The organism is Sphingomonas sp. NBWT7 (assembly GCF_014217605.1).
Classification (GTDB): Bacteria; Pseudomonadota; Alphaproteobacteria; order Sphingomonadales; family Sphingomonadaceae; genus Sphingomonas.
Window position 1 is genome coordinate 1976444 of record NZ_CP043639.1, and the last position, 16235, is coordinate 1992678.

Genomic DNA, 16235 nt, shown 5'->3' on the forward strand with positions numbered 1-16235 from the left:
GCGCAGCTCAATATTTCACCGTCACCGTGCCGAAGATCGTCCGGCCCGGCGCGATGCCGGCATAGTGGGTGGGGAACACCTGGTTGAAGTACGTCTCGTTCGTCAAATTCTGTGCGTTGACCGCGAGATCGAGGTGCTCGTTCAGCCTGATCGCGGCGCGCGCGTCGAACCGCCAATAGCCCGGCACGCTACGCTCGATGCTTCGCGTCGCCGGGTTCACCGTCACCACGCCAGCGGCAGTCTGCGTCGCCGAGCGATTGTCCTGGAACCCGCCGTAGACGCGGCTCTGGTAGAAGGCGCCGCCGCCGATCTCGACGCGGTCGAACAGCGTCGCGTTGGTCCAGATCGACAGATTGTGCTTCGCCGTTTGCGGTGCCGGCCGCCCCGTGCTCGCCGCCGGCACCAGCACAACTTGAGTCGGCCGGGCGCCTACGGCGGGCGCGGTCAGCGCGGTGAAGCCGCCGTCGACGATCTCGGCGTCGAGATAGGTATAGCCGCCGAAGATCGTCCAACCGGGCAGGATCGTCCCGCTCGCGGTGAATTCGCCGCCCTGGATGCGGCGCTTGCCGACGAATTCGATTATATTGCCCGGCCCGGTGACGCGGGCGTTCGCGGTCTCCGTGCGGAAGCCGGCGAGCCCGAGCGACAGCCGCCCGCCCATCAGATCGGCCTTGGCGCCGATCTCGTACGACTTCGACTTCTCGACCTTGAGCGAATCGAGCAGCAGCAGCGCGGCAGACGTGTTGGTGGTACCGAGCGAATTGCCCTCCTGCCCCTCGCCGACGAGGCTGTTCGGCGGCGTCGCCGACGTCGCGTACGAGGCGTAGATGCTGGTCGCCGGCGTTGGTTTGAAGACGAGTCCCGCCTGCCAGTTGAAGATATCGTCCTCGCGCGTCAGCTCGAACGTGCCCGTGCTGCTCGGCGGCGTAACGGTCGAACGGAAATTGTCGAGCCGCGCGCCGAGGTTGAGGATCAGCTGCGGCAGCAGCGTGATCGAATCGAATGCGTAAACGCCGCGCGTGCGCGATTCATTCTGTGTCTCGCCGGTGATCGGCGGGCGCGTGATCGGCGTCGCCACGGTCGAGCTGTCGGACGCGTAATTGACCCACGGATCGTTCGGGTTGGGTGCGAACAGACTGGTGCAGTTGAACCGCGCGATGCCCTCGGGCGTGCAACGCGGGCTGGTGGTGACGACATAGGTGCCGCGCCGTGCCTTCTCCCACAAAAGCTCCGCGCCGATCGCGATCGAGTGTTCGATCCCGCCGGTCATCACCTTGCCGAACAGGTCGGTCTGGTTCGCCAGCGTCTCGACATAGCCGTAGCGCGTGTTGGCGCGCCGCCACACCAGCCCCCCGCCCGGGGCGGGCGCAGTGGTTCCGACGCCGAAGACGTTGCCCTGGCTGTCGTCGGGCTGGGTAAAGATATATTGCTGGCTGTTGTGGCTGTAGCGCGACGAGTTGCGCACCGTCAGCGCGCCGAAATCATGCTCCACCCGCATCATCGCCTGATCGGTCTTCGTGTCGCGGAAATCGCGATTTCGCAGGCCGTAGAAGGTCGACCGGTCGACCCGCCCGACGGTGCCGTTCGCGGTCGTCACGCGGCCCACCGCGGGCTCGTTGCGCGTCGTGCCGAGTGGCGCGTTGGCGAGCGTGTAGAGATAGGGGATGCCGCTGTCGGGCAGCTCCTCCGTCGTCAGGTGATAATAGTTGATGCTGAGCCGCGTCGGCGTGCCGAGCCCGATCGCGATCGATGGCGCGATTCCCCAGCGCTTCTGCCAGATCGCGTCACGCCCGGCGACGTCCTGATCGTGCCATGCGCCCGCGACGCGCAGCGCCGCCATGTCGCCGAGCTGCACGTTCACGTCGGCGGTGAGGCGCTTGTAGTCCGCCTCGCCGTAGCTGCCGCTCGCCTGCGCGAACGTGTCGAGCTTGGGCATCTTGGTGATGATGTTGATCGATCCGCCCGCACTGCCGCGCCCGCCCAGCGTGCCGTCCGATCCGCGCACCACCTGGATCTGTTCCACCGCGAACACCTCGCGGCTCTGCGCGGCGGTGTCGCGCACGCCGTCGACGAAGGTCGATCCTTGGCTGTCGAAGCCGCGGATGAACGGGCGATCGCCGACTGGATTGCCGCCTTCGGCCGCGCCGAAGGTGATCCCCGGCACGGTGCGTAGCGCGTCGGTCAGCGTCGCTGATCCGGTCTGCTCGATCACGGCGGCGGGCAGCACCACGATCGAGCGCGGCGTATCAACCAGCGGCGCGACTGCCTTCGGATCGGCGCTGCGCCGCTCGCGCTCACCGTTGACGACGATATCGTCGGGGTTGCGATTGGCCTGCGCGTCGGCGTCGGTCGTCGCGGTTTCCGCCGCGACCGGCTCGCCCGCCGCGGGTGCGGCCAGCGCGGGCGACGTGGAGAGAACGCCTGCGAATGACAGCGCGAGGAAAGCGCCCGACTGCGGCACGGTGATGATCATGGAACCCCCTTTTCTTGAGGGTTCCCTATTGCGAATCATTCTCGCGAGTCAACGCTATTGCGAGGCGATCGCAATTTTGTCGCGAGAGCTGTCAGCTCGCGCGCATCCGGGCGTGGAACAGCTTGCCCTCTTCGACCACGAAGACGATCCCCAGCACGGCGACGCCGATGCACAGGTACCCCACCGCCAGCGGCAGCGTGGTGCCGGTGTAGGACTGACCGATCGCCGATCCCACGAACACCGCGCCGACGCTGGTGATGAAGCCCTGCACCGACGATGCCGTGCCCGCGATATGCCCCACCGGCTCCATCGCCATCGCGCCGAAGTTCGATCCGCACAGCCCGATGCATGTCATGCTGAGCGCCTGGAACACGATGTAGCTCGTCAGGCTCTCCTGCCCCGCGAGGATCAGCGCGACATGGGCGATCGACAGCACGATCAGCGCCAGTACCGCCGCCTGCGAGATCAGCCGCGTGCCGAGCCGCTCGACCAGCCGACTGTTGGCGAACGACGCGACACCCATCGCCGTCGCACAGACGCCGAACAGCAGGGTGAAGCGATCGCCCGCACCGAAGCCGTCGACGAAGATCTGCTGCGACAGCGAGACGAAGGCGATGATCCCGCCGAAGGTGAGCGCCGCGGCGAGTGCGTAGCCGATCGAGTAGCGGTTGGTGAGCGTCAGCGCGTAGCTCTCTCGCAGCCGCGTCAGCGAGATCGGTACGCGCCGCTTGACCGGCAGCGTCTCGACGAGGCGAAACGCGACCCAGGCGAGCACGAACGCCGCGAACCCGCCGAGCGCGTAGAAGATGAAGCGCCACGGCCCGATCAGCAGCAGTCCCTGCCCCAGGGTCGGCGCCATGATCGGAACGATGAAGAAGATCATCTGCGCGACCGACATGGTGCGCGCCATCTGCCGCCCGGACGACCCGTCGCGCACGATCGCCACCGCAAGCACGCGCGTCGACGCGGACATCAGCCCCTGGAGGACGCGCGCGCCGAGCAGCGCCGCGAACGTCGCCGAGCTCGCCGCGAAGACGCTCGCGCCGACGAACCCGGCGAGCGTCGCGATCAGCACCGGGCGTCGCCCGAAGCGGTCGGCTAGCGGGCCGTAGACGAGCTGCCCCATGCCGAAGCCGAGCATATAGGCGGTAATCACCCACTGCCGGTGATTGGCGGCGGCGATGGCGAGGTCATGGCCGATATCGGCGAGCGCGGGCAGCATCAGGTCGACGCCGAGCGCGTTGACCGCCATCACGGCGGCGATGAAGCACACGAATTCGCGCGGGTGCATGCCGGCGCTGGCCGGGCGGGTCTCGATCGGGGAGGCGGAAGTCATCGCGCGCCCTATCGGCGCGGGCGCCCGCCGCGACAAGCAAGCGATGCTTTAGCGCGCCGATCGCGCGTCAGAAATGCGCCAGATACCCGCCGTCGACCGCGAGCACCTGTCCGGTGACGTAGGACGCCGCCGGCGAGGCGAGGAACAGCACCGGCCCGACGATCTCCGCCGGCCGCCCCCATCGCCCGAGGCTGGTGCGGCGCGCGAGATGCGCGGCGACATCGGGATCGGCGACCATCGCATCGTTGGCGTCGGTCGCGAAATAGCCCGGCGCGACGGCGTTGACGGTGATGCCGCGCGGGCCGAGCTCGGCCGCCAGCGCGCGCGTCAGCGCGTCGAGCGCGCCCTTTGACGCCGTATAGGCCGCGTCGCCGCCGCGCGCGATCTGTCCCGCGATCGAGCTGACGTTGATGATCCGCCCGCCGGCCGGCATCCGCGCCGCGACCAGCCGGGCGAGATCGAACGGCGCGACGAGGTTCACCTCGAGCATCGCGCGCACCGCGTCGCGGTCGAGCGCGTCGATCGTGCGCCGATCGCGGCGCCCGGCGTTGTTGACGAGGATGTCGACCGGCGGGAGTCGCGCGACCAGTGCCGCCACGGCGGCGGCGTCATTCAGGTCGATCGCTGCCGCCTCTGCCCGCCCGCCCGCCGCGCGGATATGCGCCGCCACGTCCTCCAGCACCGCTGCGCGCCGACCGACCAGCACAACGTGCGCCCCCGCCCCGGCCAGCCCCTGCGCAATCTCGCGGCCGAGCCCGCCGCCCGCACCCGTCACGATCGCCCATTTGCCGTCCAGCATCGTTCTGTCTCCGAAGATCGCCGGACCTAGTCGGCTAGCTGCGTCATCGGCAACGGCAGCATGCCCGCGCTTCGAAGCTGAACGCTGCGTTCGCGCCCGGTTCATCGCGACAGACGTTATGACCGCCCGATGACACAGATCTGGCCGTTTCTCCTCCTCGCCGCCCCCACCGCACAGCAGGCGCCCCCCGCCATGCCGCCCAGCGAAACGCCCGCGGCGCCCGCCGAAAGCGCGTTGGACGAGATCGCGGACGAGGAAACCGACGGCGAGGATATCGTCGTCACCGGCAGCCGCACGCCGCGCGGCTCGGTAATCGGCGACATCAAGCCCGAGGTGACGCTCAACGCGCGCGATATCCGCGCCTATGGCGCGAGCAACATCGGCGAGCTGCTGCAGGAATTGAGCCCGCTGACCGGCAGCATCCAGGGCCGCGGCGAGGGCCAGCCCGTCGTGCTGCTCTCCGGCCGGCGGATCAGCGGCTTTCGCGAGGTGCGCGACCTGCCGCCCGAGGCGATCGCCCGCGTCGAGATCCTGCCAGAGGAGGTTGCGCTCAAATACGGCTACCGCCCCGATCAGAAGGTGGTGAACATCGTCCTGCGTCGCCGCTTCAACGCGATCACCGCGGAGGCCGAAACGACGCTTGCCACCGACGGCGGGCGGCAGGTGTACGAGGCCGACGTCAACTACCTGCGGCTCGCCGACAACAGCCGCTTCAGCATCGACGGCGAATATACCCGCAGCAATCCCTTGTTCGAGACGCAGCGCGCCTTTCCCGGCGCCGATCCCGATCGTACCCTGCTCGCCGCAAGCGACGCGGCGAAACTCGACGCGACGTACAACCGGACGATCTTGGGCAACATCTCCGCGACGCTTAGCGGCGGGCTGGAGGGACAGAACAGCCTCGCCGCACTCGGCCGGTCGAGCGACGGCACGCACCGGCTGCTGCGCGACGCTCGTACGCGCACCGGCACGCTCAATTACGCGCTGAACGGCGATCTCGCGCAGTGGCGCTGGACACTGAACGGCGGCTACACCCGCGACTGGTCGACAACGCTGACCGATCGCGACGCGGCGGCGGGTACCACGCGCGATCGCGCCCGATCGGTCGCCGAGACGATCACCAGCGAGGCAACGATCAACGGCCGCCTGTTCGATCTTCCCGCCGGCGCGGTGACGACGACGCTGAAGGCCGGCGTCACGCTGCGCGACATCACGGGCGAATCGGTTCGCGCAGGCGTGCTTCGCCCCGTCGACCTGTCGCGTGATCAGGGCAGCGGGCAGGCGAATATCGACGTGCCGATTTTGCGCAACAGCCCGGTCGGGGCGCTGTCGGCGACGATCAACGGCGGGATCGATCAGCTGTCGGATTTCGGCACGCTCGGCACCTTCGGCTACGGTTTCAACTGGCGCCCAAGCGGCGCGATCCGCCTGATCGGCTCCGTCACGCACGAGCAGGGCGCGCCCTCGATCCAGCAGCTCGGCAACCCGCAGATCGCGACGCCCAACGTGCGCGTGCTCGATCTCACGACCGGCCAGACGGTCGACGTGACGGTGGTGGAGGGCGGCAACGCCGGCTTGCGCGCCGATCGCCGCCGCGTTCTGAAGCTCGGCCTCACCGCCAAGCCGATCGCCGACACCAACCTGACGCTGATCGCGAACTATACCGACAGCCGGATCACTGATCCGATCGCAAGCTTCCCCACCGCTTCTCCCGAGATCGAGGCAGCGTTCCGCAACCGCTTCATCCGCGACGACGCGGGCACGCTGATTCAGATCGACAATCGCGCGGTCAATTTCACCAGCAGCCGCCAGCGCCAGATCCGCTGGGGCGTCAACTGGTCCGAGACGCTCGAAGCGCCACCGCCAACCGGCCCCGACGGCCAGCCGCTCACGCCCGAGCAGATCGAGGAGCGCCGCGCCGCCTTCCGCGAGGCACGCCGCGCCGGCAACGCGCCCGGCGCGAGCGCCAGCGGCGTCCGCGAGCCAGGCGCCGGCCGCGGCTTCGGGCGGGGCGGCTTCGGTGGCGGCGGGGGCGGCTTTGGCGGACGCGGCGCGCGACAGGGCCGCATCCAGCTCAGCGCGTTTCATACGTGGCGGCTGGAGGACACGATCCTCGTCCGCCCCGGCGTGCCCGAACTCGATCTGCTCGGCGGCTCGGCGATCGGCTCGCGCGGCGGGCGGCCGCGGCACGAGATCGAATTCAACGCCGGCTACAACCGCAACGGCCTCGGCGTGCGCCTCAGCGGCAATTGGGTCAGCGGCACGACGCTCAACGCCGATCCGTCGGGCGCGCCCTCCCCGCAGGATCTGGCGTTCGGCTCGCTGTTCACCAGCAACCTGCGCGTCTTCGCCGATCTCGGCCAGCAGCGCGCGTTGGTGCGCAAGGCACCGTTCTTTCGGGGTGCGCGCGTCACGCTGTCGGTCAACAATCTGTTCAATCAGCGGCTCGACGTGCGCGATACGCTCGGCATCACCCCGATCGGCTACAACCCCTCGCTGCTCGATCCGCTCGGGCGCTCGGTTCGGCTCAGCTTCCGCAAATTGTTCTTCTAAGGCGCGCCGGCATCACGCTGGCACCATGACGCTCAGGATATCGTCGACGTTCGCCACCGCGAACGCGCTATATTCGTCGCCGATCGCATAGGGCAGCAGGATGCGCCGCCCGTGCAGCAGCCCGCCGCAGCTGTAGGTGACATTTGGTACGTAGCCGCCGCGCTCTTCGGCGCTGGGGAACAGCAGCGGTGAGGGCGTCCGCATCAGCACCTGCGCCGGATCATCCTTGTCGAGCAGGCACGCGCCGATGCAATAGCCGCGCACCATGCCGACGCCGTGGGTAAACACCAGCCAGCCCTCATCTATCTCGATCGGCGAGCCGCAATTGCCGAGCTGGACGAACTCCCACGGATATTTGGGCGCCATGATCCGCTCGCCCGCGTCCCATTCGTGCAGCGAATCCGAGCGCAGCAGCCAGATATGCTCATTGTCCTGCCGGCCGAGCATCACGAACTTGCCGTCGATCCGCCGCGGGAACAGCGCCATGCCCTTGTAGCCCGTCATCGTGCCGCCGAGCTTGCGCATCTCGAAGGTGCGCAGGTCCACCCCGCGCAGCATTTCCTGGCGCGCACTTCGCCCGTCGAACGCGGTATAGGTGCCGATCACGCTCTCGGTCCCGTCGTCATCGGTGAAGTTGACCATGCGCAGATCCTCCACCCCCGACCGCTGGCTCGGCAGGACCGGAAAGATCACTGTCTCCGACACCTCGCTGCTGTCGTCGCACAGCAGCCGTACCCAGCCGTCGTCTTCCTTTACGATCCGCGGCGGCACGCCATGCTCGCTCGCCGGATCGATGACGACCCCCGTATCGCCGTCCCACATGCCGGTACGAAACGTCACCGAAGATACGTGCCCCTCGCCGATGCCGCGGAGCGACAGCAGGAACGGCATCTTGCCGTCCTCAAGATCGCTGTCGGGCATCCGCACCATGCTGGGGTTGAACAGGGCCGCCGATTCGAACGCATATTCCTGGCTGTAATAAGCGCCGATCAGATAGCGGTCGCACTCGTCGAGATCGTCCGCGATGCCGAGTTCGCCCTTCAGCCCATCGAACCGAGCGAGGAAGGTCGCCGCGGCATTGGGGTGGCGTTCGTCCATCGGCGCGGCGATCAGATCGCGCATCCGCCTTCGCATATCGGGCGCGAGCGCCAGCACACGCTCGGCCACCTGCTTCATGCGCGTCGGCTGCCCGTCGGCGAAGGCGGCGGGATATTCGAAGCTGAACGGCCGGATCACGGTGCGCGACGGATCGGGTTTGAGCTCGATCGGCAATTTGGTGAAGACTTCGGCAGCGTTCATCGACAGGCGTCCTACCCGATATTGGTCGCAACGGTCGCAGAACGACCCGAAGCGCCGGTGGGTCCGCCGGGCAACGAAGCCTTACAACGCGGCGCCGTTGCACCGGTGCGTAACACCGTTAGCTGCCTGTAGAGCACCGTGCTACGGATCGCACACGGGTCCGCCAGCACGGTGGACGGGGGTGATCGATGACGAGCCTTTCTGATCAGGCGATGACGCGGATCGCCGGGCTGGACGACGTTCTGGCCGGCGGGTTCGAGCGCGGCCGCGTCTTCCTGCTCGAAGGAACGCCGGGCACGGGAAAGACGACGGTCGCGCTGCAATTCTTGCTCGCCGGCGCCGCGGCAGAGGAGCGCTGCCTTTACATCACCCTGTCGGAGACGACCGACGAACTGCACGCCACCGCGCGCGCCCACGGCTGGTCGCTGGACGGCGTCGAAGTGTACGAACTGGTGCCGCCGGAAAGCCTGCTCGACGACGATCAGCAGCAGAGCCTGCTCTATTCTTCCGATCTCGAGCTCGGCGAGACGACGCGCCGCATCTTCGAGGCGTATGAGCGGGTGAAGCCCGATCGGGTGGTGATCGACAGCCTGTCGGAAATCCGGCTGCTCGCGCAGAGCTCGCTGCGTTATCGACGTCAGATCCTGGCGATGAAGCATTATTTCGCGCGCCAGCGCGCGACCGTCCTGATGCTCGACGACCTGACGAGCGACACCAACGACAAGACGGTCCACTCGGTCGCGCACGGCGTCGTCCGGCTGGAGGAAATGACGCCCGAATACGGCGCCGCGCGCCGCCGGATGCGCGTCGTCAAGTATCGCGGCCGGCGCTACCGCGGCGGATATCATGATTTCGCGATCCTGACGGGGGGCATCCGCGTCTTCCCGCGGCTCGTTTCGGCCGAGCACAAGGGCGAGGTCTCGCGCGCGATCGTGTCCACCGGATCACGCGAGTTCGACGGCCTGCTCGGCGGCGGGATCGATCGCGGCTCGGGCGTTTTGCTGCTCGGCCCGGCGGGATCGGGCAAGACGATTATCGCGCTGTCGATCGTCGCGCAGGCGGTGGCGCGCGGTGAGCGCGCGGCGATGTTCGTGTTCGACGAGGAAATCGGGCTGATGATCGCGCGCGCGCGCACGCTCGGTATCGATCTGCAGGCGATGATCGATGCGGGCGCGCTGCTGCTCGAACAGGTCGACGCGGCCGAACTGACGCCGGGAGAATTCAGCGACCGCGTACGCGAGAGCGTCCAGACGCTGAAGGCGCAGACGGTGGTGGTCGACAGCCTCAACGGCTACCGCGCGGCGATGCCGGGCGAGGAAGCGCTGGTGCTGCACATCCACGAATTGCTGCAATATCTCAATCGGCAAGGTGCGACGACCTTCCTTACCGTCGCGCAGCACGGACTGGTCGGCGACATGAATACGCCCGTCGACGTGACGTATCTTGCCGATACCGTGATCCTGCTGCGCTATTTCGAGGCGATGGGCCGCGTGCGCCGCGCGGTTTCGGTCCTGAAGAAGCGAATGGGCGCGCACGAGAATACGATCCGCGAGTATCAGATCGGCAGCCGCGGCGTGACGTTCGGCGATCCGCTTGATCGCTTCCAGGGCGTGCTGCGCGGTATTCCGACGCCGGTCGGCGATCAGGTGCTGATGGATCCGGCAAAGGCATGAAGCGCACCACCCTCTCCGAACGCGCGCTGGTGCTGGCACCGCGCGGGCGGGACGCGGCCGTGGCGACCGCCATGCTGCGAGAGGGACAGATCACCGCGACCGAATGTCACAACCTTCCCGCGCTGATCGCGGCGTTGAACGCTGGCGCCGCACTCGTCGTCGTGACGGAGGAAGCGATCGCCGATGCGGATCTTACGCCGCTCGCGGCCTGGCTTGGCGATCAGGAGGGGTGGTCCGACCTGCCGTTCGTCCTGCTGACGCGCCGTGGCGGCGGGCTAGAGCGCAACCCCGCCGCCACGCGCTATCTCGAACTGCTCGGCAACGTCACGTTCCTGGAAAGGCCGTTCCATCCCACGACGCTGATCAGTCTCGCGCGCGCCGCGCTGCGCGGGCGACGCCGGCAGTATGAGGCGCGCGCGCAACTCATCGCGCTTCGACAGAGCGAGACACGCTTTCGCACGTTGTTCGATACGATGGACGAAGGGTTCTGCGTCATCGAATTCATTCCGGGCCCGGGCGGCCCGCTTGACGATTACGTCCACGTCCAGGCCAATCCCGCCTATGAACGCCATGCCGGCATCCCGAACGTCGTCGGGCAAAAGGTACGCAGCATGGTGCCCGACGAGGCCGACGCGTGGGTCGAACTCTACCGCCGGGTGCTGTTGACCGGCGAACCGGTACGCTTCGAGCGCGAGCTCGTCGCGACGGGCCGCCACCTCGAACTCGCGGCGTTTCGCGTCGAGCCGGTCGCGCGCCGCGAAGTGGCGGTCATCTTCCAGGACATCACCGAGCGGCGCCGTGCCGAAATCGCGCTGCGCGATCTGAACGAGACGCTTGAGGGACGCGTCGAGGATGCCGTGGCGCAGCGTGAACAGGCGCAGGCGCAGCTGCACGAGGCGCAGAAACTCGAGACGCTCGGCCAGTTGACCGGCGGGGTCGCGCACGACATCAACAACCTGCTGACACCGATTACCGGCGCGCTCGACCTCCTCAATCGCCGCTACGCCGACAGCGATCCACGCGCTGCGCGGCTGCTCGACGGCGCGCTGCAATCGGCCGAACGCGCGAAGATCCTGGTCAGCCGCCTGCTCGGTTTCGCGCGGCGCCAGGCGCTGGAAACCCGCCCCGTCGACGTCGCCGCGCTGCTCGATGGGATGAGGGATCTGATTGCGAGCTCGGTCGGCGCCGGGGTCGAGATCAGCATGGCGCCGCCCGCCGATCTGCCCGCCGCGCTGGCCGATCCCAACCAGCTCGAACTCGCGTTGCTCAACCTGTGCGTCAATGCACGCGATGCGATGGAGGGCGGCGGGAAGCTGACGATCACGGCGGAGGCGACCACCGTGCGGCGCAAGGCCGCCGGCGCGCTCAAGCCCGGGGCCTATGTCAAGCTGTCGGTGATCGATACCGGCGCCGGCATGGATGCGGCGACGCTCGCGAAGGCGGTGGAGCCGTTCTTCTCCACCAAGGGCATCGGCCGCGGCACCGGGCTCGGCCTGTCGATGGTTCATGGTCTCGCCGCGCAGCTCGGTGGCGGCTTCACCCTCACCAGTGCGCCCGGTGTCGGCACGCAGGCCGACCTCTATCTTCCGGCCGCTGCGGCGCCGGCGCAAACGATCGAGCGCAGTGCCGCGACGATCGATCCCGCCGGGCGGCGGCTGTCGATCCTGCTCGTCGACGACGAGGATCTGGTGCGTGCCGGCACCGCGGAGATGCTCCGCTCGCTCGGTCATGAGGTGCACGAAGCGTCGGGCGGGGCGAAGGCGCTGGCGCTGGTCAATCGCGGGCTCGCGATCGACGCGGTGGTGACCGACTATCTCATGCCGCGCATGAACGGCGCGCAGCTAGCGGCACAGCTGCGCCAGAGGATCGCGGCGCTCCCCGTCCTCGTCGTCACCGGCTACGCCGGCGGCGATCTCGAATTGGGCTATCCCCATCTTGCCAAGCCCTTTCGTCAGGCGGAGCTCGACGAGGCGTTACAACGGCTGGTCGAACACGCACTATCGGAAGCCATGGCGGCTGCCAGCTGAACCGCACGTCGCGCGCCGGTACGCTGGCGTACCGCGGTTCGCCTTGGCGCCCGAAATCGACGGTCAGCCGGGAACCGCAGGCCCGATGCCGCGCTATCCACCGTATCGCGTATAGTACACCCACATCATCGATGCATGAAGCAGCCGGCCGCGACAGCGCGACCGCCACGGAAGGAAGACGGATGCCCCGATCCGAGGAACTCGAATTGTCGCGCCGCGGCGTGCTGGTCGGCGGGGCCGCATCCGCCGCGGCCGCCGCCGTGCCCACCGGTGCCGCCGCGCAGGCGCCCAAGGCTGCCGTACCGGCAATCGCCAAGGTGGGGATGACGGTGAACGGCAAACGCCACGATCTGTCGCTCGATGCGCGTACGACGCTGCTCGACATGCTGCGCGAGCATCTGCAGCTCACCGGCACCAAGAAGGGCTGCGACCATGGCCAGTGCGGCGCGTGCACGGTGCTGGTCAATGGCGAGCGGATCAATTCCTGCCTCAGCCTCGCGGTGATGCACGAGGGTGACAAGGTGACGACGATCGAGGGGCTCGGCACGCCCGACAAGCTGCATCCGATGCAGGCCGCGTTCATCCGCCACGACGGCTATCAGTGCGGCTATTGCACGCCGGGGCAGATCTGCTCGGCGGTCGGCGTGCTAGACGAGATCAAGCGCGGCGTGCCGAGCCACGCGCAAGGCGACGTTGCCACCGCACCGGCGCTGTCGAACGGCGAGATCCGCGAGCGGATGAGCGGCAACATCTGCCGCTGCGGCGCCTATTCCAACATCCTCGAGGCGATCGAGGACGTCGCAGGGGTGCGCGCATGAAACCCTTCTCCTATCAGCGCGCCAAGACACCGGCGGAGGCCGCGCGCGCCGTCGCGTCCAACCCCGGCGCGAAGTTCATCGCCGGCGGCACCAACCTCCTCGATCTGATGAAGCTGCAGATCGAGACGCCGACCCATCTCGTCGACGTGCAGGATCTGAAGCTCGACCGGATCGACACGACCGACGAGGGCGGGCTGCGGATCGGTGCGCTCGTCTCCAACACCGCGCTTGCGAGCGACGCGCGCGTGCGGCGCGACTATGGCGTACTGACGCGGGCGATCGTCGCGGGCGCGTCGGGCCAGTTACGCAACAAGGCAACCACCGCGGGCAACATCCTGCAGCGCACACGCTGCCCCTATTTCTACGACACCGATCAGCCGTGCAACAAGCGCAAGCCGGGCTCCGGCTGCGCGGCGATCGGCGGCTATTCGCGCCAGCTTGGCGTGATCGGCACGTCGGACGCGTGTATCGCGACCTTCCCCGGCGACATGGCGGTAGCACTGCGCGTGCTCGATGCGACCGTGGAAACGGTGAAGCCTGACGGCGCGACGCGCGCGATCCCCTTCGCCGATTTCCATCGCCTGTGGGGTGACACGCCACACATCGAAACCGCGCTCGAGCGCGGCGAGCTCATCACCTCGGTCACACTGCCGAAGCCGATCGGCGGGCAGCATTTCTACCAGAAAGTGCGTGATCGCGCGTCCTACGCCTATGCGCTCGTCTCGGTCGCCGCGGTGATCCAGGCCGACGGCACCGGCCGCGTCGCGTTCGGCGGGGTCGCGCCCAAACCCTGGCGCGTCGAGGCTGCGGAGGCGGCGATGCGGCAAGGCGCGCGCGCCGTGACGACACAGGCTTTCGCAGGCGCAAGGCCGACCGAGGACAATCGCTTCAAGCTGCCGCTGGCCGAGCGCACGCTCGCGTCGGTCATGGCCCAGGCAAAGGCGCAGGACGCATGAAATTCGAAACGCCCGCGGGGCAGAACCCGATCGATCAGCTGAAGGTCGTCGGCAAGCCAACCGATCGGATCGACGGCAAGTACAAGACCACCGGCACTGCGCCCTACGCCTATGAACGGCATGGCGTCGCGCCCAACCAGGCCTATGGCTACGTTGTCGGCGCGGCGATCGCGAAGGGCAGCATCACGCGGATGGATACCGCGGTGGCGAAGGCCGCGCCCGGCGTGCTGGCGGTGATCTCGACGCTCGATTACCCCAAGCCGCTGCCGCTCAGCCAGTCGAACACCGCGCACCTGTTCGGCGGCGCGGGGGTCGAGCATTATCACCAGGCGATCGCGCTGGTCGTCGCCGAGACGTTCGAACAGGCGCGTGCCGCCGCTGCGCTGATCCGCACCGATTACGCGCGCACCGCCGGCAAGTTCGATCTTGCCAAGGAAGCGCCCAACGCGCCGCTGAAGGGCGGCAGCAGCGACGAGGGATCGGCCGCACCGCCGATCGATCGTGTCGGCGATTTCGCCAAGGCGTTCGCCGCGGCGCCGGTGAAGATCGACCAGACCTATACGACGTCGGACGAGAGCCACGCGATGATGGAGCCGCACGCCTCGATCGCGGCGTGGAACGGCGACAAGCTCACCGTCTGGACGTCGAACCAGATGATCGCCTGGGGCAAGCGCGATCTCGCCAAGACGCTGTCGCTGCCCGAGGCCAACGTCCGGCTCGATTCGCCGTACGTTGGCGGCGGGTTCGGCGGCAAGCTGTTCATCCGCGCCGACGCCGTGCTGGCCGCGCTTGGCGCCAAGGCCGCCGGCCGGCCGGTCAAGGTCGCGCTCACCCGGCCGATGATGGCCAACAACACGACCCACCGACCGGCGACGATCCAGCACGTCCGGCTCGGCGCGACGAAGGACGGCAAGCTCACCGCGATCGCGCACAATTCGATCAGCGGCAACCTGCCCAAGGGCGATCCCGAGACCGCGGTGTCGCAGACCAAGCTGCTCTACGCCGCGCCGAACCGCGAGACCTATCTGAAGCTCGCTGTGCTCGACCTGCCCGAGGGCAATGCGATGCGCGCACCGGGCGAGGCACCGGGGCTGATGGTGCTCGAGATGGCGATGGACGAGCTTGCCGAGAAGCTCGGCATGGATCCCGTCCAGCTGCGCATCGTCAACGACACGATGGTCGATCCCGAGAAGCCCGAGCGGCCGTTCTCGCAGCGGCATCTCATCGAATGTCTGCGTACCGGTGCGGACCGCTTCGGCTGGTCGCGACGCAATGCCAAGCCGGCGCAGGTGCGCGACGGCCGCTGGCTCGTCGGCATGGGCATGGCGGTCGGCTTCCGCAATTCGATGGTGATGAAGTCGGCGGCGCGCATCCGGCTCGAACGTGACGGGCGCCTCACGGTCGAGACCGACATGACCGATATCGGTACCGGCACCTACACGATCCTGGCGCAGACCGCCGCCGAGATGATGGGCGTCGGCCTGGATCAGGTGACGGTAAAGCTGGGCGATTCGGACTTCCCCGCCTCGGCCGGCTCGGGCGGCCAGTGGGGCGCGAACAACTCGACCGCCGGGCTCTATGCCGCCTGCACCAAGCTTCGCGAGACGGTGGCGCAGAAGCTCGGCTTCAACGCCGCCGACGTCACCTTCGCCGACGGCAAGGTCAGCGCCGGCAACCGCTCGGTCGCGCTGCGCGACGCGGCGCGCGACGGCGCGGTCGTCGCGGAGGAGGCGATCGAGTTCGGCGATCTCGACAAGAAGTATCAGCAGTCGACCTTCGCCGCGCACTTCGTCGAGGCCGCGGTCGACGCCTATACGGGCGAGGCGCGCATCCGCCGCATGCTCGCGGTGTGCGATGCCGGCCGCATCCTCAATCCCAAGGCGGCGCGCAGCCAGGTGATCGGCGCGATGACGATGGGCGTCGGCTCCGCGCTGATCGAGGAGCTCGCGGTCGACAAGCGCTTCGGCTTTTTCGTCAACCATGATCTGGCGGGATACGAGGTGCCCGTTCACGCCGACATCCCGCACCAGGACGTGATCTTCCTCGACTATCCCGACGATAAATCCTCGCCGATGAAGGCCAAGGGCGTCGGCGAGCTCGGCTTGTGCGGGGTCGGCGCAGCGATCGCCAACGCGATCTACAACGCGACCGGCGTGCGCGTGCGCGACTATCCGATCACGCTCGACAAGCATCTCGCGGGCCTGCCGCAGGTAGCGTGACGCCGCGCGGCCGCTGGCGCCAACACGCCGGCGGCCTCCTAAGAAGATCGGCAGTCAGTGGCGTCCGCTGCCCGACATGATT

10 protein-coding genes are annotated in these 16235 nt (G+C 68.1%); 6 read left to right on the top strand and 4 right to left on the bottom strand.

Going from position 1 to position 16235, the window contains the following annotated elements:
- Positions 1–7: 7 nt before the first annotated feature.
- The 3 genes from F1C10_RS09790 to F1C10_RS09800 all read right to left on the bottom strand — a co-directional run bounded on the left by F1C10_RS09790 (position 8) and on the right by F1C10_RS09800 (position 4608).
- Positions 8–2473, bottom strand: a complete 2466-nt coding sequence (locus F1C10_RS09790) for a TonB-dependent siderophore receptor (RefSeq protein ID WP_185205786.1) — start codon at positions 2471–2473, stop codon at positions 8–10.
- 91 nt (positions 2474–2564) lie between these two features.
- Positions 2565–3809 carry a multidrug effflux MFS transporter gene (locus tag F1C10_RS09795; protein WP_185205788.1) on the bottom strand — a complete coding sequence of 415 codons (1245 nt, stop codon included), beginning with the start codon at positions 3807–3809 and terminating at the stop codon, positions 2565–2567.
- A 67-nt stretch (positions 3810–3876) separates the two neighbouring features.
- A complete protein-coding gene (locus tag F1C10_RS09800) occupies positions 3877–4608 on the bottom strand; it encodes an SDR family oxidoreductase (protein ID WP_185205789.1) in 732 nt (243 codons plus the stop codon).
- Between the two features lie 129 nt (positions 4609–4737).
- On the opposite strand from F1C10_RS09800, the gene F1C10_RS09805 reads away from it, so the two are divergent.
- Positions 4738–7161: a TonB-dependent siderophore receptor gene (locus F1C10_RS09805; RefSeq protein WP_185205791.1), complete on the top strand. Its 2424-nt coding sequence runs from the start codon at positions 4738–4740 to the stop codon at positions 7159–7161.
- Between the two features lie 12 nt (positions 7162–7173).
- Here the strand turns inward: F1C10_RS09805 and F1C10_RS09810 are convergent, their stop codons facing one another.
- Complete coding sequence (locus F1C10_RS09810; protein WP_185205793.1) at positions 7174–8460, bottom strand: glycoside hydrolase family 130 protein; 1287 nt, start codon at positions 8458–8460, stop codon at positions 7174–7176.
- Between the two features lie 188 nt (positions 8461–8648).
- Between F1C10_RS09810 and F1C10_RS09815 the strand changes: the two genes are divergently transcribed.
- The 5 genes from F1C10_RS09815 to paoC all read left to right on the top strand — a co-directional run bounded on the left by F1C10_RS09815 (position 8649) and on the right by paoC (position 16153).
- Positions 8649–10133, top strand: a complete 1485-nt coding sequence (locus F1C10_RS09815; protein ID WP_185205795.1) for an ATPase domain-containing protein — start codon at positions 8649–8651, stop codon at positions 10131–10133.
- Positions 10130–12160 carry an ATP-binding protein gene (locus F1C10_RS09820; RefSeq protein WP_185205797.1) on the top strand — a complete coding sequence of 677 codons (2031 nt, stop codon included), beginning with the start codon at positions 10130–10132 and terminating at the stop codon, positions 12158–12160. Before F1C10_RS09815 ends, F1C10_RS09820 begins: the two co-directional genes overlap by 4 nt.
- A 182-nt stretch (positions 12161–12342) precedes the next feature.
- Positions 12343–12978, top strand: a complete 636-nt coding sequence (gene paoA / locus F1C10_RS09825; RefSeq protein WP_185205799.1) for an aldehyde dehydrogenase iron-sulfur subunit PaoA — start codon at positions 12343–12345, stop codon at positions 12976–12978.
- Positions 12975–13934, top strand: a complete 960-nt coding sequence (locus tag F1C10_RS09830; RefSeq protein WP_185205801.1) for a xanthine dehydrogenase family protein subunit M — start codon at positions 12975–12977, stop codon at positions 13932–13934. Before paoA ends, F1C10_RS09830 begins: the two co-directional genes overlap by 4 nt.
- Positions 13931–16153: an aldehyde oxidoreductase molybdenum-binding subunit PaoC gene (paoC, locus tag F1C10_RS09835; RefSeq protein WP_185205803.1), complete on the top strand. Its 2223-nt coding sequence runs from the start codon at positions 13931–13933 to the stop codon at positions 16151–16153. Before F1C10_RS09830 ends, paoC begins: the two co-directional genes overlap by 4 nt.
- The last annotated feature ends 82 nt before the right edge of the window (positions 16154–16235 follow it).

Coding starts and splice junctions, on each gene's coding strand:
- F1C10_RS09790 (WP_185205786.1), bottom strand. CDS start 2,473: ATGATCATCACCGTGCCGCAGTCGGGCGCTTTCCTCGCGCTGTCATTC.
- F1C10_RS09795 (WP_185205788.1), bottom strand. CDS start 3,809: ATGACTTCCGCCTCCCCGATCGAGACCCGCCCGGCCAGCGCCGGCATG.
- F1C10_RS09800 (WP_185205789.1), bottom strand. CDS start 4,608: ATGCTGGACGGCAAATGGGCGATCGTGACGGGTGCGGGCGGCGGGCTC.
- F1C10_RS09805 (WP_185205791.1), top strand. CDS start 4,738: ATGACACAGATCTGGCCGTTTCTCCTCCTCGCCGCCCCCACCGCACAG.
- F1C10_RS09810 (WP_185205793.1), bottom strand. CDS start 8,460: ATGAACGCTGCCGAAGTCTTCACCAAATTGCCGATCGAGCTCAAACCC.
- F1C10_RS09815 (WP_185205795.1), top strand. CDS start 8,649: ATGACGAGCCTTTCTGATCAGGCGATGACGCGGATCGCCGGGCTGGAC.
- F1C10_RS09820 (WP_185205797.1), top strand. CDS start 10,130: ATGAAGCGCACCACCCTCTCCGAACGCGCGCTGGTGCTGGCACCGCGC.
- paoA (WP_185205799.1), top strand. CDS start 12,343: ATGCCCCGATCCGAGGAACTCGAATTGTCGCGCCGCGGCGTGCTGGTC.
- F1C10_RS09830 (WP_185205801.1), top strand. CDS start 12,975: ATGAAACCCTTCTCCTATCAGCGCGCCAAGACACCGGCGGAGGCCGCG.
- paoC (WP_185205803.1), top strand. CDS start 13,931: ATGAAATTCGAAACGCCCGCGGGGCAGAACCCGATCGATCAGCTGAAG.